Genomic DNA, 25842 nt, shown 5'->3' on the forward strand with positions numbered 1-25842 from the left:
AGGAAGACCTCGGCAAGGAAAACATCGAGGCGGTCAAGAAGGGCTGCCTCAACCTCGGCCGCCACATCGAGAACGTCAAGCAGTTCGGCGTGCCGGCGGTGGTGGCGATCAACCACTTCACCACCGACACCGATGCCGAGATCCAGGCGATGAAGGATTTCGTCAAGGCGCAGGGCGCCGAGGCGATCCTGTGCAAGCACTGGGCGCAAGGCTCGGCCGGCATCGAGGACCTGGCGAAGAAGGTCGTCGAGATCGCCGAATCCGGCGCCTCGCAGTTCTCGCCGCTCTATCCGGACGAGATGCCGCTGTTCGAGAAGGTCAACACCATCGTCAAGCGCATCTATCGCGGCGACGAGGCGATTGCCGACAAGTCGATCCGCGACCAGCTGCATGCCTGGGAGCAGGCCGGCTATGGCAACCTGCCGGTCTGCATGGCCAAGACCCAGTACTCGTTTTCGACCGACCCGAACCTGCGCGGCGCGCCGACCGGCCATACCGTGCCGGTGCGCGAGGTCAGGCTTTCGGCCGGCGCCGGCTTCGTCGTCATCATCTGCGGCGAGATCATGACCATGCCCGGCCTGCCCAAGGCCCCGTCCTCGGAAAAGATCTTCCTCAACGAGCAGGGCCAGATCGAAGGGCTGTTCTGAGATTTCTTTCGCCTGCGATGAAGGCGCTTTTGCCTGAAGCAAGGACTGGCAGCTTGCTGCCAGTCCTTGCAGCTTACCAGCTTTTACTTTCCGCCGAATTTGCTGATTGCATTTGTGGAAATGAAAACCAGCCGGTCGAGCAGTGAAAAAAAGACGTCTATACTAAACCCGACCACAAAGGCGAAGGTAAAGAGGCCAAAACCGACAGCCTTGAATTCGCTGTTGCCGCCGAATGCGGGACCCCAAAACCAGGCCAGGATCATTCCGGCCAGCGCCGCCAACGCCATGCGATGGGCTATGCGATAGACTGGGGGATTCGGTTGCGTCGTATCCAGAATAAGCCTCATAAAGTAGATCATTGAACCTAAGGCTGCATAGAGACACGGTAGAATCCACACCGCATAGGGGTCGATGGAATCTCTAATCCTCAGGGACCAGGAATCGACCGGCGGCACAGTCATCGACACATAGTTCAACGAATACTTGCAGGCCTGGTCCACAATCTTTCTCATGTCCATCCCAAGGACCTGAGAATCGGGAGCTTGTGGTGCGGTCGCTTGCGTCGTGGCGCCATTCGGCGCGCCGCCATCTTTGTTTTGCAGTTTTGCCGCCGGTTGGGTCTGGCAAAAGAAGTTCATGGTGTCGTATACGGCAGGCGATTTCTTGATGGTCTCTGCATTGCCGGCGTTAGGCTTCGTTTCAGATGCAGGCAGTCCCGCAGTGGCATCCGCGGCTTTGAATGCCCCAACGAAATTGCGGCCGCTCGCCATCGCCCCACTCACGAAGTCTTCAAACTTCAATACCCCCGGGAATGGCGAGGCCGACAAGTTCTCGAAATCGCCTACCCTTGTTTCCAAGGATTTCAGCCTGAAGTTCAGATCACGAAGCTCGTGCAGGGTCACGTAGGACGATTCACGAGCCAACTCGTCGATCGGCCTTTTTGCTTGAACCGCAGGGTCTTCCGGCTTTCCGCCCAACTCGACGGGAAGGCTCGCGAGTTGCATCTGGTCCAGAGGGAACAGATCATCCTGAGCGACAAGCAGTTGCCGCTCCAACTGACCAAAGCGACGATCGGGTTGCTGCGCCGCCAAAGTTTCCACCTCTGAAAGCAAGGCGACGCCCTTATTGTAGACCAGAGATAGAGACCCGACCAGAAACATGAGCAGCATCGAAAGAAAAATGCAGGTATAGACCATGCCCCTGGAGACAGGATTATCGTTAGCGCTCTTCAACGACTGCTGAGCCGATTCCACTTGGGCTCTCAGCTCAATAACATCGGGGTGGTCATTTTTTCTTTGATCTACCGGCAGCGCCGCGACTTTTGCTTGAGCGGCAATAAGTGGCTCGTTTCGCGACCTTCCGTTGCTTGCCGCCTCCGCGACAAGCCGGTCCGCTTCCAGCAGCAGATCCTCGACACTTTCAGTCTGTGCCGCTTGCGCCAAGTTCCCTCCTCAGCCCAGCCATCCAGGCACAAAGCCATAAGGACTTGGGCATCCGCAGGGCGATCCCGGCGGGCCTGGCGGCTGCGCCCAACACCAGAAATTCGGAGTAAAACAGATTGTGCCTGGAGCGTGCGGGGGAACTTGAGCGAAAGCAGGCCGCGGCAAGATTGTCGCGACACAGACCAATGCCGCGGCCACCGCATTTCGTGCAACCCGCGCTTTCAATTGCTAGCCCCCGCAGCCTGCAAACTGAGCCCGAACTAAAGCTCAAGCCTTATTTTGCAACAAGACAAAAGCGGCGTATGTGAAATACATCACTCTTTTTGCGTGTTTCCTGTTTGCTTTGGCACCGTCGCAAACGAAGTGATCGATGCGTGCGTTGTTTGAGCGGCGATTTGCCGGGAAGAAACGTCGGGCGCGATAGATTGCGGTCGCGCCCGAAGCATATTCATGGAAAAGCTGAGCGCCTTATCGTTTCCGCGGCGTTTTGTTTCTCGTGCCGATCCCGGTTCAGGCGGCGTTGCGTGCCAGCGCCCGCTGGTTCGACGCATAGATGGTATCGCGTTCCGGCAGGGCGCCGGTCTTCAGGCAGTCGATCCATTCGGCGGTCTTGAGCACCGCGGCGAAGCGCGACTGCAGCACCACGCTCACCACGCGATGGATGTCCTCGGCGGACGCGTAGCCGGCGCTGTTGGCATAGGGCACCGAGCCGCTGGCATCCGAAAGGAATTCGACGGCAAAGCCCATATGCACCGCATGGATGATGGTCGACAGGTCGCAATTATGCGTCATGTAGCCGACGACCGCGATCGTATCGATGTGGTTGGCGCGCAGCCAATCCTCGAGGTCCGTGCCGGTGAAGGCGGAGGGCAGCGTCTTCTCGACATAATGGTCGCGGGCACGCCGGGCGATCTCGGGATGCAGCTCGCCGCCATGGCTGCCTTTGGCGAAGATCGGCGAGGTTTCCGGCGCCATCTGCTTGACGACCACGACCTTGATACCGGCCGCGGCCGCGGCGTCCATCGCGCGCGCCACATTGGCGACGCTGTCGGCAAAGGGCGGATGCTGGATGGCGAGATTGCCGCCGTTATAGTCATTCTGGACATCGACGACGACGAGCGCGCGGCGCGGCTGGGTGGCTGGTGCTGACATGGCGGTTTCCTTTCGACCGGGTTGATGGGCGCAAAAGCTAGGCCGACCATCCGCACGCAAAAGTGGCCCGATTGACATTATTCGAAAGAATTGGGACAATTCGGCTTCAACTCAACGGTATCTGTCATGCGCAATCCGGTCATCGCAGCCGTCGCCTTCGACGGCATCAGTCCCTTCCATCTTTCCGTGCCGTGCCTGGTGTTCGGCGCGGACCGCACGAAGCTCGGACTGCCGCGGTTCGACTTCCGCGTCTGCGCGGCCGAACAGGGGCCAATTCATACCGACGCCGGTTTGAGCATCTCGGTCCCGCACGATCTTTCGGCGCTCGACGAGGCCGAAATCGTCATCATCCCAAGCTGGAAGGATCTGGAGGCTCCCTTGGCCGCGCCGCTCAAGGATGCGCTAGAGCGGGCGCACAAGCGCGGCGCGCTGATCGTCGGCCTGTGTCTCGGCACCTTCGCTATCGCCGGCGCCGGACTGCTTGCCGGGCGAAAGGCGACAACGCATTGGGCCTATACCGATCAGCTCCAGGCGCTCCACCCCGACATCGCCGTCGATGCCGACGTGCTCTATGTCGACGACGGCGACATCGTCACCTCGGCCGGCGTCGCCGCCGGGCTGGACTGCTGCCTGCACATCGTGCGCGCCCGCTACGGCGCCGAGGCGGCGCTTCGGCTCGCCCGCCACGTCGTGCTTTCGCCGCACCGGCAGGGGGGCCAGGCCCAATTCATCGAACGCCCCCTCGCGCCGACGCCGACCGCCGACCGCTTCGCCAAGGCCCTAGACGAGGTGCGGGCGACGCTTGGCGAAGCGCACAGCCTGGACAGCGTCGCCGAAGCGGCGGGTCTCACCCGCCGCACCTTCACACGCCGCTTCCAGAAAACGACCGGCACCAGCTTCGGCGACTGGCTGGCCGACCAGCGCGTGGCGCTGGCGCAGCGGCTGCTGGAACAGACGGACAAATCGATGGATATGGTGGCCTTCGAGGCCGGCTTCGGCAGCGCCACGTCGCTGCGCCAGCACTTTGCGGCAAGGCTCAGAACCTCGCCGATGCAGTACCGGCGCGAATTCTCCCGAAGCGCTCAGGCACCAGGCGCACTCAGCCTCTTGTGACGACCCGCGCCGGGTTGCCGACCACGGTCGCATTGGCCGGCACGTCGCGCGTCACCACCGCGCCGGCGCCGACGATGGCGCCTTCGCCGATGCTGACGCCGGCGAGGATCACCGCGCTGCCGCCGATCCACGCGTTGTCGCCGATCGTCACCGGTTTGGCGATCTCCAGTCCGGCCAACCGGCCGGCGGCTTCGCGGTCATGCTCGGCGCAATAGATCTGCACGTTGGGGCCAAGCAGCGTCCCCTTGCCGATATGCACCGGCGCGGTATCGAGGATGGTGCAGCCGGCGTTGAGGAAGGCACCCTCGCCGAGGAACAGGTTGAAGCCGTAGGCGCAGTGGAACGGCGCTTCGATGCGCGAGCCCTCCCCCGAGGCGCCGAGCAGCGTGCGCAAGGCAGGGCCGATGTCGCCGCGCTGGCGGGGCGGCAGGTTATTGTGCTCGAACACCGCATCGCGGGCGGCGGCGCGCAACGTTTCCAGCTCCGCGTCGATGCAGGTGTACCAATCGCCCGCCGCCATCTTCATGCGTTCGCTTGCGGTCATGAGCGCGCCTCCAATCTTGCCTGCTGCCAAAGCACAATCCATTCCAAGGGAAAAGCCCGTGGCCAAATGCCCGGCCTATGCTAGCCTGCGGTCTCGGGGCTGCGCGAGGCCCTGAATTTGAGGGGGCCAATCATGCTTTATCTGCTTGCATTGCTGATCGGTGTCATTGCCGGCTTGCGCGCCATGACCGCGCCGGCCGCCGTCGCCTGGGGTTCGTATCTCGGCTGGCTCCCGGTTGCCGGCACCTGGGCAAGCTTCATGGGTCACTGGATCGCGGTCGGTATCTTCACCATCCTGGCGATCGTCGAGCTCGTCACCGACCAATTGCCGTCGACGCCGAGCCGCAAGGTGCCGCAGCAGTTCGGCGCCCGCATCGTCACGGGCGCCTTCACCGGCGCGGTGATCGGTGCGACCGGCGGCGCCACCATCGGAGGCCTCATTGCCGGCGCGATCGGCGCGGTGATCGGCACGCTGGGCGGCGCGGAAGCGCGCGGCAGGCTGGCTGCCGCCTTCGGCAAGGATCCGCCCGCCGCCTTCATCGAGGACGCGGTCGCCATCATCGGCGGCCTGCTCATCGTGGCGGCGGTCGCATGAGCGCGAAGGCTTTCGACGCCATCGTCATCGGCGCCGGCCAGGCCGGGCCGCCTCTCGTCGGCCGGCTGGACGCTGCAGGCATGAGCGTCGCGCTGATCGAGCGCAAGTTCATCGGCGGCACCTGCGTCAACACCGGCTGCATGCCGACCAAGGCGATGGTGGCGAGCGCCTATGCGGCGCATCTCGCCCGCCGCGCCGCCGACTATGGCGTCGCGCTCTCCGGTTCGGTCGGGGTCGATTACAAGAGGATCAAGGCGCGCAAGGACAAAGTGACCATCGACGCCCGCGGCAACCTCGAAAGCTGGATCGCCGGGATGAAGGGTTGCACGCTTTATCGCGGCCACGCCCGCTTCGAATCCGCCAACACGGTGCGCGTCGGTGACGAGCTTCTGACCGCGCCAAGGATCTTCCTCAACACCGGCGGCCGTGCCTCCGTGCCCGACCTTCCCGGCGTCAACGACGTCCCCTACCTCACCAACTCGTCGATGATGGATCTCGATGTGCTGCCCAGCCATCTCGTCGTCGTCGGCGGCAGCTACATCTCGCTCGAATTCGCGCAGATGTTCCGCCGCTTCGGCTCCGAGGTCACTGTGATCGAGAAGGCGCCGCGGCTGACCGGCCGCGAGGACGAGGACGTCTCGGCCGCGATCCAGTCGATCCTCGAAAACGAAGGCATCACCGTCCATGTCGGCGCAGACGAGATCGGCTTCGCCAGAAAAGGCAACGAAATCGCCGTGACCTTCTCCGCCGGCAAGCCGCCTGCCGTCGGCTCGCATGTGCTGCTGGCGCTAGGGCGCGTCCCCAACACCGACGATCTCGGCCTCGATAAGGCCGGCGTCGCGGTCGACCAGCGCGGCTACATCGTCGTCGACGACCAGCTGCGCACCAATGTGCCCGGCATCTGGGCAATGGGCGACTGCAACGGCAAGGGCGCCTTCACCCACACCTCCTACAACGACTACGAGATCGTCGCCGCCAACCTGCTCGACAATGATCCGCGACGGGTAAGCGACCGCGTCGAGGCCTATGCGCTCTATATCGATCCGCCGCTTGGCCGCTGCGGCATGACCGAGGCGGCGGTCAAGAAATCCGGCCGTCGCGCGCTTGTCGGCCAGCGGCCGATGACCCGCGTCGGCCGCGCCGTCGAGAAGGGCGAGACGCAAGGCTTCATGAAGATCCTGGCCGACGCCGACACCGGCGAGATCCTCGGCTGCTCGGTGCTCGGCCCGGGCGGCGACGAGGCGATCCACTGCGTGCTCGACCTGATGTATGCCAAGGCGCCGATCAAGACGCTCGCGCGCGCCATGCACATCCACCCCAATGTCTCCGAGCTTCTGCCGACCATCGCCCAGGAGCTGAAACCGCTGGTCTGAAGCAATTCTCGCGCGCTTGACCGCCGTGCCGCAGGCACAGCCGGCCGAATAAGGCTCGGCGGCTTCGCCGTAGCCTTGCTGCCCCGACAGCGCGGCAGGCGCTGGACCACTCGACAGCCCTGCCGCAAACATGCATGTCTGGCCTCGCTATTGGAGGCACCTCATGCAAAAGACGATCGAGCGCATCACCGGCGACAGCGAAGGCGTTGCTTACGAATTTCCGGTTTTCCGCTTCGACGGCGCGGACAGGGCGGCCCCGAGCGCCTATCTGCAGGCGGCGCTTCATGCCGGCGAATTGCCAGGCGTCGTCGCCATCGACGCGCTGATGCCGACGCTTGCCAAGGCGGAAGCGGAAGGCCGCATCAGGGGCGTCATCACCGTCGTGCCCTGGGCCAATCCGATCGGCCGCGCGCAATATCATTTCGGCGAGCACCAGGGCCGCTTCAACCTCGGCACCCGCACCAATTTCAACCGCTCCTTCCCGCTGCTTGCCGCGCCGGACGCCAAGCTTTTGCCAGACGTCGGCCTCGGCGGCGCCGACCGCCGGCTGAAGAACCGGCTGGTCCAGCTCTCGTTCGGCAACGAGATCGTGCTCGACCTCCACTGCGACGACGAGGGCCTTGCCTATCTCTATATCCACACCAGCTTGTGGCCGCATATGGCCGACTGCGCGGCCGCCATGGGCGTCGATGCCGTCTTGCTGTGGAGCGAAGACAATAGCGGCACCTTCGAGGGCGCCTCGATCATGCCTTACCAGAATGTGCCTGCAAGCGTCGCGCGCTTCGACCGCCGCGTCGCCACCACAGTCGAATATCGCGGCATGCTGGACGTCGACGGCGGCTTGGCCGCCTCCGACGCCGCCGGCCTCTACCGCTTGCTGGTGACGCGCGGCGTCATCCAGGATGCTTCCGTTCCGAAGGCAGGCGGCTTCTCCGGCGCGGTCGTGCCGCTGGAAAACATCGACATGATGCCCTCGCCCAAGGCCGGCGCCATCCTTTACGACGTCAAGCCCGGCGATCGCGTCGAGAAAGGCGACCGCCTGGCGACGATCGTCCATGCACCGGGCGAAACAGACGGCCGCACCGAGGTCTTCGCGCCGCAGTCCGGCTTCATCCTGACCCGCCGTTCGCGCCGCATCATCCGCGCCGGCGAGGACCTTTTGAAGCTCGCCGGCGACGAGAGGAGCGACGACGCGCGCTCGGGCACACTGGAGGACTGATGCATGTCGCCCAAAAGTGCGCAGCGGTTTTGGGAGAACGACATGCACCAACAAAGGCCGTCAGGCTTCACCATCCGCGTGAAATCCAGTTGCGCGGGTCGTCATTCGCCGCTATGGGAGTCGCCATGAACATGCGTTCGAACAAGACCGTTTGGTGGTGGGCTCGCTGACAGCGGCCGGTTCGAACGCGCGTGCGTGAAAATGAGGGTGGCCGCAACGGAATGTCCGGGCGGCCATTTGTTTTTTCAAGCCATTCCCGGGTCCGTTGCCCAAAACGCTGATGGAGACGGCAATGACGACAACAGTTTTGGACAACGGGGCGGAGCGCTTCGTCACCGCGGGCGGGGTGACGATCACCCGCGAACGCCATGACCAGCCCTATGAAGGCGCGATCGACGCTTACGTCGATGGTCTGAATTCCCGCCGCGGCGCGGTGTTTTCCTCGAACTACGAATATCCGGGCCGCTACACGCGCTGGGATACGGCCATCATCGACCCGCCGCTGGTGATCTCGGCGCGCGGTCGCGCCATGCGCATCGAGGCGCTGAATGCCCGCGGCGAAGTGCTGCTGCCGGTGATCGGCAAGACGCTTGGCGGCCTGAGCGACGTGACGATCGCCGAAGCCTCGAAAAAGCTGATCCGCCTCGATGTCGCCAAGCCCGGCCGGGTCTTCACCGAGGAGGAGCGCAGCCGCGTTCCGTCCGTCTTCACGGTGCTGCGCGCCATCACCGCGCTGTTCAAGACCGCCGAGGACGCCAATCTCGGCCTTTACGGCGCCTTCGGCTACGATCTCGCCTTCCAGTTCGACCCCGTCGACTACAAGCTCGAGCGCAAGCAGAGCCAGCGCGACCTCGTGCTGTTCCTGCCTGACGAGATCCTGGTCGTCGACCACTATTCGACCAAGGCCTGGACGGATCGCTACGATTATTCCGGCGAAGGCTTTTCGACCGAAGGTCTGCCGCGCGACGCCCACGTCGAGCCCGTCAAGACCGCCGACCGCATCCCGCCACGCGGCGACCACGAGCCGGGCGAGTATGCGAACCTGGTGCGGCGCGCCATGGAGAGCTTCAAACGCGGCGATCTCTTCGAGGTCGTCCCCGGCCAGATGTTCTACGAGCGCTGCGAGACCCAGCCCTCCGACATCTCCCGCAAGCTGAAGTCGATCAACCCCTCGCCCTATTCCTTCTTCATCAATCTCGGCGAGAACGAATATCTGATCGGCGCCTCGCCGGAGATGTTCGTGCGCGTCAACGGCCGCCGCGTCGAGACCTGCCCGATCTCGGGGACCATCAAGCGCGGCGACGACGCGATCTCCGACAGCGAGCAGATCCTCAAGCTGCTCAATTCCAAGAAGGACGAGTCCGAGCTCACAATGTGCTCGGATGTCGACCGCAACGACAAGTCGCGCGTCTGCGAGCCCGGCTCTGTACGCGTCATCGGCCGGCGCCAGATCGAAATGTATTCGCGCCTGATCCACACCGTGGACCACATCGAGGGACGGCTGCGCGAAGGCATGGACGCCTTCGACGCCTTCCTGTCGCACGCCTGGGCGGTCACCGTCACCGGCGCGCCGAAACTCTGGGCCATGCGCTTCATCGAGCAGAACGAGAAGAGCCCGCGCGCCTGGTACGGCGGCGCGATCGGCATGGTCAACTTCAACGGCGACATGAACACCGGGCTGACGCTGCGCACCATCCGCATCAAGGACGGCATCGCCGAGGTGCGCGCCGGTGCCACCTTGCTCTTCGACAGCGTTCCCGAGGAAGAAGAAGCCGAAACCGAATTGAAGGCATCCGCCATGCTCTCCGCCATCCGCGACGCCAAGACCGGCAATGCCACCGGCGCCGAACGCACCACCGCGCGCGTCGGCGACGGCGTCAACATCCTGCTCGTCGACCATGAGGACTCCTTCGTCCACACCCTGGCCAACTACTTCCGCCAGACCGGCGCCAGTGTCTCGACCGTGCGCTCACCGGTGCCCGAAGAGGTCTTCGAGCGGCTGAAACCGGATCTCGTCGTGCTGTCGCCCGGTCCGGGCACGCCGAAGGATTTCGATTGCGCGGCGACCATCAAGAAGGCGCGCAGCCGGGACCTTCCGGTCTTTGGCGTCTGCCTCGGCCTGCAGGCGCTGGCCGAAGCCTATGGTGGCGAGCTCAGGCAGCTGCATATCCCGATGCACGGCAAGCCCTCGCGCATCCGCGTCTCGAAGCCGGGCATCATCTTCTCTGGGCTTCCGAAGGAAGTGACGGTGGGCCGCTATCATTCGATCTTCGCCGACCCGGTGCGCTTGCCCGACGGTTTCGTGGTGACGGCCGAGACCGAGGACGGCGTCATCATGGCCTTCGAGCATCGCAAGGAGCCAATCGCCGCCGTGCAGTTCCATCCGGAATCGATCATGACGCTCGGGCACAATGCCGGTATGCGCATCATCGAGAACATCGTCGCGCATCTGCCGCGCAAGGCCAAGGAAAAGGCTGCCTAGCAACGATGGCCGCGATGGAAGACACGACGACGGCGGCGGCAAAAGCCGCCGCAAAGCGCAAGGTAGCCAACCTCGCCTTCTGGTCGATCGTCATTGCGTTCCTGGTGATGGGGCTGAAGTTCGTTGCCTGGCAGATCACCGGCTCTGTCGCCCTTTATTCCGATGCCTTGGAATCCATCGTCAACGTCATCACCGCTGCGGCGGCTCTCTGGGCGATCCGCATCAGCTATAAACCGGCCGACAGCGATCATCCGTTCGGCCATCACAAGGCCGAATACTTTTCCGCGGTACTCGAGGGCGTGCTGATCGTCGTTGCGGCGCTGCTGATCATCGCCAAGGTGTGGCAATCGCTTCAGAACCCGGCCTCGCTCGAACAGCCCTGGGAGGGTCTGGCGATCAACGCCGGCGCGGCGCTCGTCAACGCCGTATGGGCCTTCGTGCTGATCCGCAACGGCCGCACCGAACGATCGCCAGCCTTGGTCGCCGACGGCCAGCATATCATGACCGACGTGCTTACCTCGGTTGGCGTCATCGTGGGCCTCGTCGCCGCGGTGATGACTGGATGGCACATCCTTGACCCGCTGCTTGCGCTCCTTGTTGCCCTGAACATTCTTTATCAGGGCTGGAAGCTCACCGGAGAGTCGCTGAGCGGATTGATGGACCGCGCCGTCGACACCCAGGAGCACATGCAGATCCGCGACATCATCTCGGCCAATTCGAAGGGCGCGATGGAGGTGCACGACCTGAAGACGCGCATTGCCGGTCGCGCCACCTTCATCGAGTTCCACCTGGTCGTCGACGCCGACATGACGGTCGGCGCCAGCCACGTCATCTGCGACCGCATCGAGGATGCGCTGAAGGCCGAGATTCCCTCGGTGCGCGTCACCATCCATGTCGAGCCGGACGACGAGGCGAAGCTGCCGAAAGGCACCACCGCGGTGCCTTTCGCCTGAGGCGGTTTCATATCGCAGCCTTGGAGGTTTCGGCGAAGCCTCCCAACTTCGTCATTCTAGGGCGAAGCAGGAGCGAAGCTCCGTCGCGAAGACCCTAGAATCCATGCCGTTACCTTCGCCAAGGAGTGCAACGGAGCAGAATTCCGTACCGTGAGCGGCGCTTCCAAGTCACGGCATGGATTCTATGGTCTGCGCCGCGTCGCTCCGCTCCGTGCTCCGCCATAGAATGACGAAGCGAACATTACGGCGTGCAGGCCGACTGCGGCATCGGATTGAGCCTATAGATCTTGTCGTCGGACTTCGTCTTGCCGCCCGCCGCCTTCGAGCAGAGGTCGACGATGGCGAGCGCGTTGTTGGGGTTGGCCAGCATCATCGTGCCGCTGGCGCCGCGCTTGAGGAAAATCTCCTTCTGCGAGATGTCGCAGGCAAAATCGCTCATCTTGGAGCTTGCCGAGCAGCGCCACTGGTCGGCCTCGCCCTGGCAGGAATAGGTCTGCGTGACCTTGGCCCCCTTCTGCCTGGTCGTTACCGAGATCGCGATATCGGCGCCGTCCGGCCAGTTGGCGGTATCGCCGCCGGCAGCAAAGGAAGCGAGCTCGATCGGGCCGCGGAAAACGCGGATCGACTGCGTCAGCTGATCGGGATGCGACTTCAGATGCGCTTCATCGTAGTCGCGGCCGTAGCAGAAGGCTTGGTCCGGCTTCAGCCGCTCGCGCAGCGGAGGCCCGAGCGCCGGATCGATCGGATCGATGCGCGCGAACTCCGCCTTGCAGGTGTCGGCCGGCATCGGATCGAGACGGAAATTGTCGTCCTCGCTGCCCAGCGCCTGCTCGTCGTACTTCGCCTTGCCGAGATCCTCCTCCGCGCCGGCGTCGAGATAGACGTCAGGCTGCACGTTGGAGAGGATCAGCCGGCCCTTGTCGTCGACCTTCAGCGAGGCGAGCGTGCGGTCGCATTCCATGCCGCAGCGGATGCCGCTCGCCTTGTCGCTCGGATCCTCCTTGCTGCACCAGCCGGCCGCCCATTCCGGCTTCCTGGCGCCGCGCACGGTGGTGGTGAGAAAGCCGTTATAGGCGGCGTCGGACATCGTGCTCGGCTCTTCGTTCGGCCGGCTTACAGGGTCATGGCCGTAGTAGAAAAAGATGCGCGCCACCTTCTGATGCGGATGCGCCTTGAGGTGGGCACCATCGTAGATGCGACCGAAGCAGACGTCGGCGCCGTTGGGGCTCAATTCCGCGAGCTTGGGAGCGTCTTCGGCAAGTGCGGCGCCCGAAATGAACAATGCCGCGCCGAACGCCGCGCCTCCAACCATCCTCGACGTCATGCCACCCTCCTCGCACCGACAGGATTGTGATTTATGCTAGTCTAGGTGTTGAGCCCGGGCCACGCAAAATTGCGCAAGCCGGCCGGACGAAGGAGGATGCGATGCTGCGCCGTGACATTTTCCGCGCCGGTCTTGCCGGAGCCGCCGGTCTTTTCGGCTTCCATCAGGCAAGTGCCGCAGCAAGCGAGGACAGGCTGAAAGTCGCCTATCATCTCAGCGACGCCGACAAGGTCAATTTCGTCCTCGGCAACATCAAGAACCACTACGAGGGCACCGGCGGCAATGTCGAGATCGTGCTGGTCGTGCACGGTCCGGCCCTTGCGGCCTTCAAGGCGAAGAGTGCTTCCGGCGCGACGTCCAGCCGGTTTGCAGGCCTCGTCCAGCAGGGGCTCGTGCCGCAGGCCTGTGGCAACACATTGCGCGGCATGGACATTGCCGTCACCGACCTGCTCGCCGGCTTCCAGGTCGCCGACAAGGGCGGCGTCGTCAAGCTCGCGGAGCTGCAGCGCCAAGGCTATGTCTACCTTCGGCCCTGATCGCGGGACTTGAACGCATAGCCGGCAAGCGTCTACCAATTGCCACCACAATCCCGGAGATATGGACGTGCCAGCTGACCCGACCACGCCAAAGATGACCCCACTTGTCATCCCGGACCTCGCCGGCAAGGCGGTGCTGGTCACCGGCGCTTCGACCGGCATCGGCGCCGCCCTTGCCCTCGCCTATGCCCGGCAGAAATGTCGCGTCGCCCTGCATTACAACTCAAGCCGGGAAGCCGCCGAAAAGCTCGCCAGGACCATTCGCGACGACGGCGGCGAGCTGTTTTTGACCCAGGGCGATTTCTCGGTTTCCGCCGACGTCGAGCGCGTGGTCGAGGAGAGCGCAGAACATTTCGGCCGGCTCGACGGGCTGGTCAACAATGCCGGCGGCATGCTCGGCCGTGTCGCTTATGCCGACCAGACCGAGGCGCATTACGACGCGGTCATGGATCTCAACGCGCGATCGGTGCTGACCGCCTCGCGCAAGGCGATCCCGTGGCTGAAGCGCCAGGGCGGCTTCATCATCAACACCTCCTCGATCGCCGCCCGCAACGGCGCCGGTGGCGGCGCCGGCCTCTACGGCTCGTCCAAGGCCTTCGTCTCCAATGTAACGCGCGGCATGGCCAAGGAGCTGATCGGCTTCGGCATCCGCGTCAATGCCGTGGCGCCCGGAACCATCCTGACGCCGTTCCACGAACGCTATTCGAGCGCCGAGCAGATGAAGGCCATGGTCGCGACCATACCGCAGGGCCGTGCCGGGACGGCCGAGGATTGCGTCGGCGCCTATCTGTTCCTGTCCTCCGGCCTGTTGAGCGGCTACATCGTCGGCCAAGTGATCGAAGTCAATGGTGGCCAGTTGATGCCGTGAGCCGTCGCCTGCATACTCGGGCGACGTACAACCCGCAGGAGAGGTAGGGCATGTTCGGACTGATTGGCAAGATGCGGGCGGCACGCGGCCAGCGTGATGCGGTCATGGACGTGCTGCGCGAGACGACCAGCGCCCTGCCAGGCTGCCTGAGCTACATCATCGCCACCGACCCTGCCGATGCCGACGCGATCTGGGTCACCGAAGTCTGGACCGACCAGGCGAGCCACAAGGCCTCGCTGCAATTGCCGGCGGTCCAGGCGGCGATCGCCAAGGCGCGTCCTTTTATCCACGGCTTCGAATTCCAGGTCGAAACCCATCCTGTCGGCGGTTTTGGCTTACCGCCCGAAAAGACAAGCTGACGGCCAAAGCCGCGACGAAACAGAACTTTCCACGCGAAGCGGGTTCGCATTTGTTCGCCTCCGGTCTAAGAGCCGGATATGGACTCCTCGCCGGAACAATCGTCCCCAGAACAACCGCCTGTTGAACGCATGGCGCGATTGCGCCGGCCGCAGCAGTGGCTGGCGCTGGGGGCATTCTCGCTGCTCTTTGCCGGCGCTCTGGAACTGGCCGCCCTGCCGGCGGCGCTGCTGATCGGCCCGATGATGGCCGCGATCCTGGCCGGCACCAACGGCGCCACCGTGCGCGTGCCACGCCCGCTGTTCGGCTCCGCCCAGGCAGTGGTCGGCTGCCTGGTGGCGAATTCGATCTCGGTCGACATCTTTCCGGTCTTCTACGCCGAATGGGCGCTCTTCTTCGGGACTGTGGTGGCGACGCTCACGGCTTCCAGTCTGCTCGGCTGGCTGATCAGCCGCTGGGGTATCCTTCCCGGCACCACCGCCGTCTGGGGCTCCTCGCCGGGCGCGGCCACCGCCATGGTGCTGATGGCCGGCGCCTTTGGCGCCGACCAACGGCTCGTCGCCTTCATGCAATATCTGCGCGTCATCTTCGTCTCGATGACCGCGGCGCTGGTCGCCAAGATGTGGGTCGACACATCGGGCGTCGAAGTGCCGCCTGTCGTCTGGTTTCCGCCGATCGATCCGCTGGCCTTTGGCGCCACCATCGCCATCACCATCGTCGGCGGCCTGCTCGGCAAGCTGCTCAGGCTCCCCTCGCCCTTCTTCCTCGGCACCTTCATCTTCGGCGCCGTCGTCCACCTGGGCTTCGGCGTGCCGATGCAGTTGCCGCCCTGGCTGCTGGCGGCGAGCTACGCCATGGTCGGCTGGTCGATCGGGCTGAACTTCACTCGGCCGATCCTGCGCCACGCGGCACGCGCCCTGCCGCAGATCATCGCCTCGATCGTGGCGCTGATCGCCTTCTGCGGGGGCATGGCGTTCGTCATCAGCCGCGTGCTCGGCATCGACCCGCTGACGGCATATCTGGCGACGAGCCCCGGCGGCATGGACAGCGTCGCCATCATTGCCGCCGCCGCCCAGAACGTCGACATCTCCTTCGTCATGGCGCTGCAATCGGCCCGCTTCCTGGTCGTGCTGCTCATTGGGCCAAGCGTCGCCAGGCTGGTGGCGCGAAACGTGAAGGACTGATCTGCGGTATCCATTGCAAGGGGAAGCGAAGGAAGCGAGGGGACGCAAAGGAAATGCCCATGAACCGCCGTTTGAACGCCATCGATCTCTCCGGCCGTGTCGCCGTCGTGACGGGCGGCGCGCAAGGCATTGGCCTTGCGGTCGCCCGGCGCCTGCTGTCGTCGGGCGCAAGCGTCGCCATCTGGGATATCGACGAGGCCGCGATGACAAGCGCCGTCGCCGAGCTTTCGCCGCTTGGCCATGTGCAAACCTTCCTCTGCGACCAGTCGCAGATCGAGGCCGTCGACCGCGCCGCCACCGAGACCGAGCGCGCGCTTGGGCCCGTCGATCTCCTCGTCAACAATGCCGGCATTGCCGGACCGGCCGCGACAGTGGTGGATTATGATCCCGCCGCCTGGCGGCAGATCGTCGACATCGACCTCAACGGTGTCTTCTACTGCTGCCGGCGCCTGGTGCCCGGCATGATCGCCCGCAACTACGGCCGCATCGTCAATGTCGCCTCTGTAGCCGGCAAGGAAGGCAATCCCAACGCCGCGGCCTATTCGGCCGCCAAGGCCGGCGTGCTGGCGTTGACCAAGTCGCTCGGCAAGGAGCTCGCCAGCCACGACATCGCCGTCAACGCGCTGACGCCTTCGCCCGCCCGCACCCGGATCCTCGAGCAGCTCACCGAGGCCCAGGTGACCTACATGCTTGGCAAGGTGCCGCGCGGCCGCTTCGTCGAGGTGGAGGAGGCAGCGGCGATGGTGGCCTTCATGCTGTCGGACGAGAATTCCTTCACCACCGGCGCCACCTTCGATCTTTCCGGCGGGCGCGCCACCTACTGATCATCGTCGCGGCTTTCGTCCGGCGAAACCTAAAGCATGTCTCCCGAAAGTGGGAACCGGTTTCGGGATAAAGACATGCGTAAAATCAAAAACCTAAAGCGCATGGAGCGAATCTGAAAGATCGCGACGCGCTTTATCGCCCGGCCGCAAGCCGCTCGGGAAGGAAATCGACGAAGACGCGGACCTTCGGCGACAGGTGGCGATTGGACGGCCATAGCATGCGGAACTGGCCGCGGCCGTCGACGTGGTCGTCGAGCACGGTGCGTAGCTTTCCGTCATGCAGCGCCTCCCGCACCAGGAAATCGGGCATGCAGGCGATGCCGAGACCAGCGATCGTGGCGCCCTTTAAAGCTTCCATGTTGTTGCAGGTCAGCATCGAGCGTATCTGCGGTGCCGCGCTGCCGGTAATGAACGGCCAATTGAGCAACCTGCCGCTGTTGAGAAAGCGGAAGTGTATGCCGAAATGCCGAGCCAGATCCGCCGGCGTGCCGGGCGTGCCATGGCGCTCAAGGTAGGAAGCGGCCGCGCATAAGATCATGCGAAAAGGCGCAACCGGCCTCGACACCAATCGTGAATCGGGCAGCTCGCCGCTTCGGATCGCAACGTCGATGCCCTCCTCGATGACGTCGACGATGCGATCGTTGAAATCGATATCGAGCTCGACCTCCGGGTATCGTGCCATGAATTCCGACAGCACCGGCAAAAGCAGATGATAGGTGACGATCGGGGTCGAGATGCGTAGCCGGCCATGCGGCGTTTCCCGGGTCCGCGACAGCACCGCCTCTGCATCTTCGATGTCGTCGAGGATGCGGCGCACGCGTTCGTTGAACAGCCTGCCCTCCTCGGTCAGGCCTATGCGCCGCGTGCTGCGCTGCAGGAGACGCACTCCGAGCTCCTGCTCGAGCCGGGCGACGCTCTTGCCGACGGCGGATGCCGAGATTCCCAGCGCCCGGCCGGCGGTGACAAAACTGCCGAGCTCGGCGGTGCGGGCGAAAGCCAGAAGGCCGTTGAGACGATCCATCGCATCAATCCATTCGAGCGTTTCATTCCGGTATGACTGGAGATTTAATACTATTTTGCCGGAAATGTCGCCGCCCTATTTTGTCGTTGCGACCGGCGCCGCCAATCCGCGGCATGCCGGAAAATCCTGCCTCAGATAGGAAAATCCATGACTTTGATGACCAGAACCGGCCCCGCCGGCAGATGGCTCGTGCTGCTGTCGGTTTGTCTTGCCGCCATGACGATGCCGTTGAGTTTCACCGGTCCCGCCGTGGCGCTCTCCCGCATCGCCGCCGATCTCGGCGGCAGTCCGATCGAGCTCAATTGGGTGACGAACGCCTTCATGCTGACCTTCGGCGCCAGCCTGATGGCGGCCGGAGCACTGGCCGACAACCATGGCCGCAAGCGGATCTTCCTCGCTGGCCTCGCCACCTATGTCCTTGCCGCGCTGGGCGCCACGTTTGCTCCTGACATCGTCTGGTTCGACATTTTCAGGGCCTTGCAAGGCATAGGCGGTGCCGCTGCCTTCGCCGGCGGCGCCTCTGCGCTTGCCCAGGAATTCGACGGCCAATTGCGGCTGCGCGCCTTCAGCTTCCTCGGCACCAGCTTCGGCATCGGCCTCGCCTTCGGCCCGGTTGCCTCCGGCTTGCTCATCGACGCATTCGGCTGGCGCGCGATCTTCTTTCTGGTGGCGGTGCTGGCGGTTGCCGCCGCGACCCTCGGCCTGCGCACCGTCAGCGAATCGCGTGACCCGGATGCAACCGGACTGGACTGGGCGGGGGCCGGCACCTTCACCATCGCGCTTGCCGCGCTGACTTGCGGCGTGCTGCAGGCGCCGCAGAACGGCTGGGCCGATCCCCTCGTCATCGCGCTTCTTGGCGTGGCTGCCATCTGCTTTGTCGCTTTCGTCATTGTCGAGCGGCGCGTGCGCCGGCCGATGCTGGACCTGACGCTGTTTCGCTTTCCGCGTTTCGTCGGCGTCCAGTTCCTGGCCGCCGCGCCCGCCTATGCCTTTGTCGTCCTGCTTGTGCTGTTGCCGATCCGCTTCATCGGCATCGAGGGGATGAGCGAGATCAAGGCAGGGCAATTGATGATCTGCCTCTCCGGGCCGCTGCTGATATTGCCGTTGCTTGCCGGCCAGGTGACACGCTGGATCGCTCCGGCCACGATCTGCGGTGTCGGCCTGCTTGTCGCCGCTGCCGGCCTTGTCTGGCTCAGTCGTGTTCCCGCGACGGACGGCGCACCGGTGGCCCCGCTGGTCCTGATCGGCATCGGCATCGCCTTGCCCTGGGGCCTGATGGACGGGCTTGCCGTCAGCGTCGTGCCGAAGGAGCGCGCCGGCATGGCGGTCGGCATCTTCAACACCACCCGCGTCGCTTGCGAAGGCGTGGCGCTGGCGATCGTCATGGCGGCGCTGTCGGGCTTCACCGCCGCGCAGCTCGGCACTCAAGGACTGGCCTCGCCCGCCGAAGCGGCCGCCGCAGCGCAATTGCTTGCGACCGGCAATATCGCCGAAACGGCGCAACATCTGCCCACGGCCGACGCCACTGTCCTCATCCAGGCCTACGAGACGGCTTTCGACCGGCTGCTCGTCGTGTTGGCGACAATCACCGTCCTCACCGCCATCGTCGTCTTCCTCGGCCTGCGTCGCGGATCGGCGCCGGAACAAGACGTCGCGCCTCTCCCGGCCTGCCAGGAAGGCTAGCCGCCGGCCAAAGCCCGGCGCCCTTTTCGGCCTTCTCCGGCGGGCGCCGACCTCGCCGCGGGGAGGCGCAACCGGAGCCCGTGCCGGCTGACGCCACGTGACGTCACCAAGTTCGGCCAGGCACAAAAAATACTTGACTCAGTTAGTCATATTTGAGAGCGCGAGAGCGCAATCAAACATGAGAATTGGAGACAAGTTAATGCAGGCCGGCATCAGCTGAATATCGGCACAGCTTAGTCGATCCTGTGCATCAGGTCGTCGTCCAGCCAGCGGCCGAAGAAATAGACGAGCTGCTTGTGCCACCACGGCCAGTCGTGGCTGACGTCGCCGCCCCAATAGTCGACCCAGGCGGGAATGGATTTGTCGCGCAGCACCTGCTCCAGTTCGCGCGTTTCGACAAGCATGCGCTCTTCCCAGGCGCCCTGCCCGCAGCAGAAGATCAGCCGCAGCGCCCTCAACCGCCCGAGCAGCTTCTGGTCGACGATGCCCGGCAGATAGTCGAGCGGCGAATTGTAGAAGATGCTGCCCTCGAGCGTCCGGCCGAAGAAGTCGCGGGTGGAATAGACGCCCGACAGCGAGATCACGCCGCTCGCCAGTTCCGGAAACCGGAACACGAAATTCGACGAGTGGTAGCCGCCCATCGAGCAGCCGCAGAACAGCGGCTTGAGGTTGCGTCCGCCATTGGCCTTCGCCGCTACCGACTGCAGCTCCGGCAGCGCCTCCTCGCGCACATAGCGGAAATAGGCCTCGTGACGGGCGATGCGATGAGCAGGGTCGCCATGCTTGTCGAAGAAGGATTCCGAATCGATCCCGTCAAGCGTGAACAGCTGGATGCGGCCGGTGTCGATGAATTCGGCGAGTGCTGAGACGCCGCCGGAATCCTCGAACTGGTAGAAGCGCCCCTGCGAGGTCGGGAATACCACCACCGGCCGCCCGGCATGGCCGTAGCGCTTGTATTCCATATCGCGGCCGAGATTGCGGGCATGGGCCTTGTGGTAGGAAACGTCCATCGCCTCACGCCTTTTCCGCGTGGATGTAGTCGACCGCCTGGCGCAGCGCCTTCTGGTCCTTCGAGCGCATCTGGTAGGCGTAGTTTCCCATGGCGCGGCTGAAAACCTCCTCGATGGCCTGGTGGTGGACGATCTTGTCGCCGTGGGCGGCTAACACGTCCGCATGGCTGTGCAAATAGTCGATATGGCGTTTGCGGCTGGCATAGGCGGTGAAGTACTTGCCCTTGTAAGGACCGCCGGCGGCGTCCTTCACCACCATGTCGGCCCAGGCGGCGTAGACGTCGACGTCGAACGTATAGTTGATGGCGTCCGTCATCCAGGCGCCGGGCGGGCGCATGTTGACCTCGAGCGCGATGATGCGCTTGTCCCTGGTCTCGAACAGCTCGATATGGAAGAAGCGCTCGCGCACGTCGAACGCTTTCAGGATCTTGCGGCCCGCCTCCTCGACCGCCGGGCTGATCTCCGGGAAGCAGGTGTAGCTCATGTGGCGGTCGTTGTTGACCGCGTCCATGATGCTCTGATCGTAGCGGTGGCTTGCCGCCAGCACCACCTCGCCGTCGCGGTTGATCAATCCGTCGAAGGTCACCACCAGCCCCTCGATGAACTGCTCCATGACGAAGGTGACGCCTTCGGGCTTGTCCCTGAAGAACTGGTCGAGCTCCTTCGCGTTGGAGATCTTGAACGTGTTCGAGGCGCCGGAGCCCGAGTCCGGCTTCACCACCACCGGATAGCCGACGCGGCGGATGAAGGTCATCGCGCCGGCGCGATCCGAGCATTTGCGTTGCGGAATGGTCTCGACGCCGCTCTTGCGGAAGAAGGCGCGCATGCGGCTCTTGCGCTTCAAATTCTTCACGAAATCGAGCTTGGTGCCGAAGATGTTGAAGTCGGTGCGAATGTTGGCTTCGAGCTCCAGCCAGTGCTCGTTCAGGGACTCGAAGCGGTCGATGCGGCCCCATTTGTGGATGAAATGGCCCATCGCCCGGAACACGGCATCGTAATCCTCCATGTCGGCGACGCGATAATATTCCGACAGCGCCGCCTTGAGCTTGCCGCTCAGCGTCTCATAGGGCGCGTCGCCAATGCCGAGCACGGTGGCGCCGGCCTTCTTCAGCCGGTCGCAGAAATCGGCACCGTTGGCCGGAAAATGCGGTGAGAAGAACACGAAATTCATGCACGGCCTCCCCCTGAGATCACACGAGTGTGGCGTATTTGCCCTGTCTGGGGAAGAGCTTAACCCTCCCGCGGGTTGGCCGGCACTTGCCTCCGGATGGCCGCTCCTGTAAGAGAGCCGGCATGACCACGCGCACCCGCTCCGTCGCTTCTCCTCGCCCCGGCTTTGCCGGCGAGACCGTGCGCGCGCTTGCTTCGACCCTGCTTCTTCTCGGCCTTATCGGCGATCGCCGGGTTCGCTGAAGGAGCGCCCGGCGGTCGAAAACCGCCCGCTCGAGGCGCATGCTCCTTGGCCAGATTGGCAAGTCACATCAAGCGAACGAAACTTTGGTAAAGGCGCCGCTCGGCACCAATCCGCCTGAAGGCGGTCACACGAGCCGCCGGGAGAAACGACGATGAACAGAAGAGAAGCAATCCGCGCCGGCGAGGCCGAACCGGGCGCGCAAGCGAGCGGGCAGATGCCGGACGCCGCCCGCAAATATCAGCCCTACCCGACCGTCAACATCGCCGATCGCACCTGGCCGTCCAAGGTCATCGACAAGGCGCCGATCTGGTGCTCGGTCGACCTGCGCGACGGCAACCAGGCGCTGATCGACCCGATGGGCCACGAGCGCAAGGCGCGCATGTTCGCGCTGCTGCTCGACATGGGCTTCAAGGAGATCGAGATCGGTTTCCCGTCGGCCTCGCAGACCGATTTCGATTTCGCCCGCTGGTGCATCGAAGAAGGCGGCGTGCCGAACGACGTGTCGCTGCAGGTGCTGGTGCAGTGCCGGCCGGAGCTGATCACGCGGACCTTCGAGGCGCTCAAGGGCGCGCATCGCCCGATTGTGCATTTCTACAACTCGACCAGCGAGCTGCAGCGCCGCGTCGTCTTCGAAAAGGACGTCGCCGGCATCAAACGCCTTGCCACCGACGCCGCCAAGATGATCACCGACATGGCCGCCAAGGCCGGCGGCGGCTTCCGTTTCGAATACTCGCCGGAGAGCTTCACTGGCACCGAGCTCGAGGTCGCGCTGGAGATCTGCAACGCCGTCACCGAGATCGTGAAGCCGACGGACGACAACAAGCTGATCATCAACCTGCCGTCGACGGTCGAGATGTCGACGCCCAACGTCTATGCCGACCGCATCGAGTGGATGTGCCGCAATCTCGACAATCGCGACAAGCTGATCGTCTCGCTGCATCCGCACAATGACCGCGGCACCGGCATCGCCACCACCGAGCTCGGCCTGATGGCCGGCGCCGACCGCGTCGAGGGAACGCTGTTCGGCAATGGCGAGCGCACCGGCAATGTCGACATCGTCACGCTGGCGCTCAACATGTACACGCAAGGGGTCGATCCCGGGCTGGACTGCTCCGACATCAACCGGATGAAGGACGTCTACGAATACTCGAACCAGCTGAAGATCCCGGAACGTCACCCTTACGTCGGCGAGCTGGTCTACACCGCTTTCTCCGGCTCGCACCAGGACGCCATCAACAAGGGCATGAAGGCGCTGCGCAAGGCCAACACGCCGCTCTGGGAAGTGCCTTATCTGCCGATCGACCCTGCCGATGTCGGCCGCACCTATGAGGCGATCATCCGCATCAACTCGCAGTCCGGCAAGGGCGGCATCGCCTATGTGCTGCAGGCCGATTACGGGCTCAACCTGCCGCGCAATCTGCAGATCGAGTTCAGCCAGGACATCCAGGCGATCACCGACGCCGAAGGCAAGGAGGTGCCGGCCAAGCGCATCCATGAGCAATTCCTCGAAACCTATGTCGACCAGCCCGACGCAAGGCTGAAATTCCTCGACCACCGCACCTATCCCGACACCGAGGTGAAAGGCCGGCGCGTGGTGGAGGCGGAGATCATCGACAACGGCAAGGAAGTGACCATCACCGGCTCCGGCACGGGCCCGATCGACGGTTTCGTCGATGCGCTCTCGCGGCATGTCGGCGTCGAGATGTCGGTGCTCGACTATTCCGAGCATTCCTTGCAGCGCGGCTCGAACGCCTCGGCCATCTCCTATGTCGAGATGGAATATCCGGGCGGCAAGCTGTTCGGCGCGGGCATAAATACCAACATCGTCGCCGCCTCGCTGGAGGCCGTGGTCTCGGCCGCCAACCGCATTCTCGGCCGCAGGACCGGCTGACCCTCGAGCTTCTCGCGGCGCGTCCGCCGGGCGCGCCGTGCTTAAGAACGCGCATGATTTCCCTGCCATTCATTAACCGGCAGGGAAATTTGCGGTGGCTTACGCGATCGCATAACAGAAGCATTCTTGTGCGCTGGCGCGAGCGCTATATGATCACGTACTAACCTGTGCCGACTTCGAAAGGTTCGACACTTGGAGCCTGCCACGCCTGCCGCCCCCGCAGTGCGCGAGACATTGGAGCGACTGCTTGCCAGCGAAACGTTCGGACGGTCCGAGCGTGCGCGCAGGCTTTTACGCTATCTCGTGGAGCGCGAGCAGGCCGGCGAAGGCGACAGGCTGAAGGGCCTTTCCATCGCCATGGACGTCTTCGGCAAGGACGGCGATTTCGACTCGGCGACCGACGCCGTCGTCAGGGTCCAGGCCGGGCGGCTGCGTGAGCTTCTGGAGCATTATTTCGCTAATGAGGGCATCGCCGAGCCGGTGCGCATCGCTATCCCGCGCGGCGGCTATGTGCCTTCCTACGAGCTGAACGCCATCCGGCTGCCGGCCGAAGCCAAGCCCCCGGATGCCGGCCAGCTCACCGCGCCGTCGGCCGAGCATTTCGAGACCCCCTCACCCGCCGATGCCTCGCCGGCCGATGCCGTGCCGCTGATGACGACCCCGGCGCCGCCCCCATCCGCCTCGTCGCTGACGCGCCAGTTGCGGTTCTTCTGGGCCGCCATGGTGCTGGTCATCGCCATGCTGGGCGTCTTGGTCGTCCGCCAGGGCAACGCCTTTCTTCACAGTGACGAAGCGGCCGCGCCGGTCGATGTCGAAACGGCAGGCGCGACCGGCAGCGTCGCTCCCCAGACATTCGACAGCTTGCCTTTGATCTACATCGCCATCAAGGCCGACGGACCCCAGGCGGCCCGTGTTGCCTCCACGCTGCGCGCCGGTCTCGCCGGCTTCGATACCATAGACTTCATCGGACGCGACGCCGACGCGACGCGCGATCGTTCCGCCGATCCGGTCAGCTTCGTTTTCGATCTTATTCCCGGACCTGCCGCCGGCGACGTCATGATCGAGCTGCAGAGCGTCGCGACGGGAAGGGTTCTCCTGTCACGCAACCTGACATCGGCCGACAGCGCGCCTGGTGCGGTCGAGAGCAACATCGCCAATCTCCTGACCTCGACCGTCCCCGCTTCGGGCGCGATCTACAGCTATATCGACCAGAGCGACATCCGTACCAGCCAGATCGGATGTCTGGTGCTCGACGACCGCTACTATCTCGACCAGAGCGCCAAGACGCACGAAGCTGCCTATCGTTGCCTGGAGAAGCTGGCCAGCGAAGGCACCAAATCATCGCTCGTCTACTCGGAACTCGCTTCGCTGCATCTGGAAGCCTTCAACAACCACTACGCCTATCCGGCCGGCGCGACGGTCGAGCAGGCCATGTCGTTTGCCCACCGCGCCATCCAGATGGGACCGATGAGCCCGCACGCGCATCGCGCCTATGGCTACCTCAACTCGCGTCTCGGCAATACGGACGAAGCGATCCGCTGGATGCGCAAGGCTTATGAGCTCAACCCTTACGATCTCGGCATGGCCGCCGCCTATGGCTACGGCCTGATCTTCGCCGGCCGATACCAGGAAGGAACGCCGATCCTGGCCCATGCCGTCGAAGCTTTCAGCGGCCACCCGACATGGTGGGATTATGGCCTGTTTGTCGGAGCCTTCATGCAAGGCGATACCAAGAGGGCCGCGATTGCCAGCGAGTCGCTCAGGACCACCGCGTCCAAATCGCACTACCTTGCCGCGCGCCTGATCGGCGCCAAGATTTCAGGCCGCGACAAGCTCGCGAGCGAGTTGGCGAACGAACTGACGGCCGAGTTCCCGAAATTCGCAGCCAATCCGCGCGCGGTCTTCGTCGACAGGAAATATCCCGCCGATCTCACCGACCGGCTGGTGCAGTCCTTGCGCTCCGCGGGAATCGGCAACCCGAGCTGAGTCATCGCCGGCCACGTGCCGGGGCGCGAATTGCAATCGATGTTCGCCGTGCCGGCTCCGCTCAGCCAAGCATGAGACCGAAATTCAACAAGTATTAGGGCATGCTTCTGCATTCGGTTGGGCGTATACAATCCCGGTCGCGAAAATTTTACTGGCTATCGATCGGCCCAGGGAGCAATTCAGCCACAATCTTGAATTGCCGCTCGTCCTCCCCGCAGCTAGTAA

General features: G+C 64.0%; 22 protein-coding genes. 15 read left to right on the forward strand and 7 right to left on the reverse strand.

What is annotated here, in order from left to right; all coding sequences use genetic code 11:
* A partial coding sequence (locus RFN30_RS16495) for a formate--tetrahydrofolate ligase (RefSeq protein ID WP_320263151.1) occupies positions 1-647 on the forward strand: 647 nt, incomplete at its 5' end.
* 83 nt (positions 648-730) lie between these two features.
* Here the strand turns inward: RFN30_RS16495 and RFN30_RS16500 are convergent.
* Together RFN30_RS16500 and RFN30_RS16505 are read right to left on the reverse strand one after the other, a co-directional pair.
* Positions 731-2089, reverse strand: coding sequence for a hypothetical protein (locus RFN30_RS16500; protein ID WP_320263152.1), 1359 nt, complete (start codon positions 2087-2089; stop codon positions 731-733).
* 510 nt (positions 2090-2599) lie between these two features.
* Positions 2600-3241 carry a cysteine hydrolase family protein gene (locus RFN30_RS16505; RefSeq protein WP_320263153.1) on the reverse strand — a complete coding sequence of 214 codons (642 nt, stop codon included), beginning with the start codon at positions 3239-3241 and terminating at the stop codon, positions 2600-2602.
* A 126-nt stretch (positions 3242-3367) separates the two neighbouring features.
* On the opposite strand from RFN30_RS16505, the gene RFN30_RS16510 reads away from it, so the two are divergent.
* Positions 3368-4354, forward strand: coding sequence for a helix-turn-helix domain-containing protein (locus tag RFN30_RS16510; protein ID WP_320263154.1), 987 nt, complete (start codon positions 3368-3370; stop codon positions 4352-4354).
* Here the strand turns inward: RFN30_RS16510 and RFN30_RS16515 are convergent.
* Positions 4341-4898 carry a sugar O-acetyltransferase gene (locus RFN30_RS16515; protein WP_320263155.1) on the reverse strand — a complete coding sequence of 186 codons (558 nt, stop codon included), beginning with the start codon at positions 4896-4898 and terminating at the stop codon, positions 4341-4343. The genes RFN30_RS16510 and RFN30_RS16515 overlap by 14 nt on opposite strands.
* Positions 4899-5030: 132 nt before the next feature.
* Here RFN30_RS16515 and RFN30_RS16520 point away from each other — a divergent pair, with 132 nt between their 5' ends.
* The 5 genes from RFN30_RS16520 (at position 5031) to RFN30_RS16540 (ending at position 11519) form a co-directional block, all read left to right on the forward strand.
* On the forward strand, positions 5031-5492 hold the full coding sequence (locus RFN30_RS16520) for a DUF4126 domain-containing protein (RefSeq protein WP_320263156.1): 462 nt from the start codon (positions 5031-5033) through the stop codon (positions 5490-5492).
* The gene (locus RFN30_RS16525) at positions 5489-6865 is read left to right on the forward strand and encodes an FAD-containing oxidoreductase (RefSeq protein WP_320263157.1); all 1377 of its coding nucleotides are present in this window, start codon (positions 5489-5491) and stop codon (positions 6863-6865) included. Before RFN30_RS16520 ends, RFN30_RS16525 begins: the two co-directional genes overlap by 4 nt.
* Before the next feature lie 163 nt (positions 6866-7028).
* Positions 7029-8084 carry a succinylglutamate desuccinylase/aspartoacylase family protein gene (locus RFN30_RS16530; RefSeq protein ID WP_320263158.1) on the forward strand — a complete coding sequence of 352 codons (1056 nt, stop codon included), beginning with the start codon at positions 7029-7031 and terminating at the stop codon, positions 8082-8084.
* A gap of 292 nt (positions 8085-8376) precedes the next feature.
* A complete protein-coding gene (locus RFN30_RS16535) occupies positions 8377-10566 on the forward strand; it encodes an anthranilate synthase (RefSeq protein WP_320263159.1) in 2190 nt (729 codons plus the stop codon).
* A 5-nt stretch (positions 10567-10571) separates the two neighbouring features.
* A complete protein-coding gene (locus RFN30_RS16540; protein WP_320263160.1) occupies positions 10572-11519 on the forward strand; it encodes a cation diffusion facilitator family transporter in 948 nt (315 codons plus the stop codon).
* A gap of 241 nt (positions 11520-11760) precedes the next feature.
* Here the strand turns inward: RFN30_RS16540 and RFN30_RS16545 are convergent, their stop codons facing one another.
* Positions 11761-12843 carry a hypothetical protein gene (locus tag RFN30_RS16545; RefSeq protein ID WP_320263161.1) on the reverse strand — a complete coding sequence of 361 codons (1083 nt, stop codon included), beginning with the start codon at positions 12841-12843 and terminating at the stop codon, positions 11761-11763.
* A 101-nt stretch (positions 12844-12944) separates the two neighbouring features.
* Between RFN30_RS16545 and RFN30_RS16550 the strand changes: the two genes are divergently transcribed.
* From RFN30_RS16550 to RFN30_RS16570, 5 genes are all read left to right on the forward strand, one after another.
* Positions 12945-13379, forward strand: a complete 435-nt coding sequence (locus tag RFN30_RS16550) for a DsrE family protein (RefSeq protein ID WP_320263162.1) — start codon at positions 12945-12947, stop codon at positions 13377-13379.
* A gap of 94 nt (positions 13380-13473) precedes the next feature.
* Entirely contained in the window at positions 13474-14247 is a 774-nt protein-coding gene (locus tag RFN30_RS16555; RefSeq protein WP_320263438.1) for an SDR family NAD(P)-dependent oxidoreductase, read from the forward strand.
* A 50-nt stretch (positions 14248-14297) separates the two neighbouring features.
* Positions 14298-14606 (forward strand): putative quinol monooxygenase, encoded by a 309-nt coding sequence (locus RFN30_RS16560; protein WP_320263163.1) that lies wholly within the window; start codon positions 14298-14300, stop codon positions 14604-14606.
* A 129-nt stretch (positions 14607-14735) separates the two neighbouring features.
* The gene (locus RFN30_RS16565) at positions 14736-15788 is read left to right on the forward strand and encodes an AbrB family transcriptional regulator (RefSeq protein ID WP_430699049.1); all 1053 of its coding nucleotides are present in this window, start codon (positions 14736-14738) and stop codon (positions 15786-15788) included.
* A gap of 71 nt (positions 15789-15859) precedes the next feature.
* On the forward strand, positions 15860-16612 hold the full coding sequence (locus tag RFN30_RS16570; protein ID WP_320263439.1) for an SDR family NAD(P)-dependent oxidoreductase: 753 nt from the start codon (positions 15860-15862) through the stop codon (positions 16610-16612).
* A gap of 133 nt (positions 16613-16745) precedes the next feature.
* Here RFN30_RS16570 and RFN30_RS16575 read toward each other — a convergent pair whose 3' ends face one another.
* A complete protein-coding gene (locus tag RFN30_RS16575; protein WP_320263165.1) occupies positions 16746-17633 on the reverse strand; it encodes a LysR family transcriptional regulator in 888 nt (295 codons plus the stop codon).
* A gap of 147 nt (positions 17634-17780) precedes the next feature.
* Between RFN30_RS16575 and RFN30_RS16580 the strand changes: the two genes are divergently transcribed.
* On the forward strand, positions 17781-19316 hold the full coding sequence (locus RFN30_RS16580) for an MFS transporter (protein WP_320263166.1): 1536 nt from the start codon (positions 17781-17783) through the stop codon (positions 19314-19316).
* Between the two features lie 233 nt (positions 19317-19549).
* Here RFN30_RS16580 and RFN30_RS16585 read toward each other — a convergent pair whose 3' ends face one another.
* The gene (locus tag RFN30_RS16585) at positions 19550-20326 is read right to left on the reverse strand and encodes an esterase family protein (protein WP_320263167.1); all 777 of its coding nucleotides are present in this window, start codon (positions 20324-20326) and stop codon (positions 19550-19552) included.
* Between the two features lie 4 nt (positions 20327-20330).
* Complete coding sequence (locus RFN30_RS16590; RefSeq protein ID WP_320263168.1) at positions 20331-21497, reverse strand: ATP-grasp domain-containing protein; 1167 nt, start codon at positions 21495-21497, stop codon at positions 20331-20333.
* A gap of 394 nt (positions 21498-21891) precedes the next feature.
* Between RFN30_RS16590 and leuA the strand changes: the two genes are divergently transcribed.
* Both leuA and RFN30_RS16600 read left to right on the forward strand, forming a co-directional pair.
* Positions 21892-23631 carry a 2-isopropylmalate synthase gene (gene leuA, locus RFN30_RS16595; RefSeq protein ID WP_430699050.1) on the forward strand — a complete coding sequence of 580 codons (1740 nt, stop codon included), beginning with the start codon at positions 21892-21894 and terminating at the stop codon, positions 23629-23631.
* A gap of 192 nt (positions 23632-23823) precedes the next feature.
* A complete protein-coding gene (locus RFN30_RS16600) occupies positions 23824-25617 on the forward strand; it encodes a tetratricopeptide repeat protein (protein ID WP_320263169.1) in 1794 nt (597 codons plus the stop codon).
* Positions 25618-25842 lie beyond the last annotated feature (225 nt).

It is taken from the genome of Mesorhizobium dulcispinae, assembly GCF_033977345.1.
Classification (GTDB): Bacteria; Pseudomonadota; Alphaproteobacteria; order Rhizobiales; family Rhizobiaceae; genus Mesorhizobium; species Mesorhizobium dulcispinae.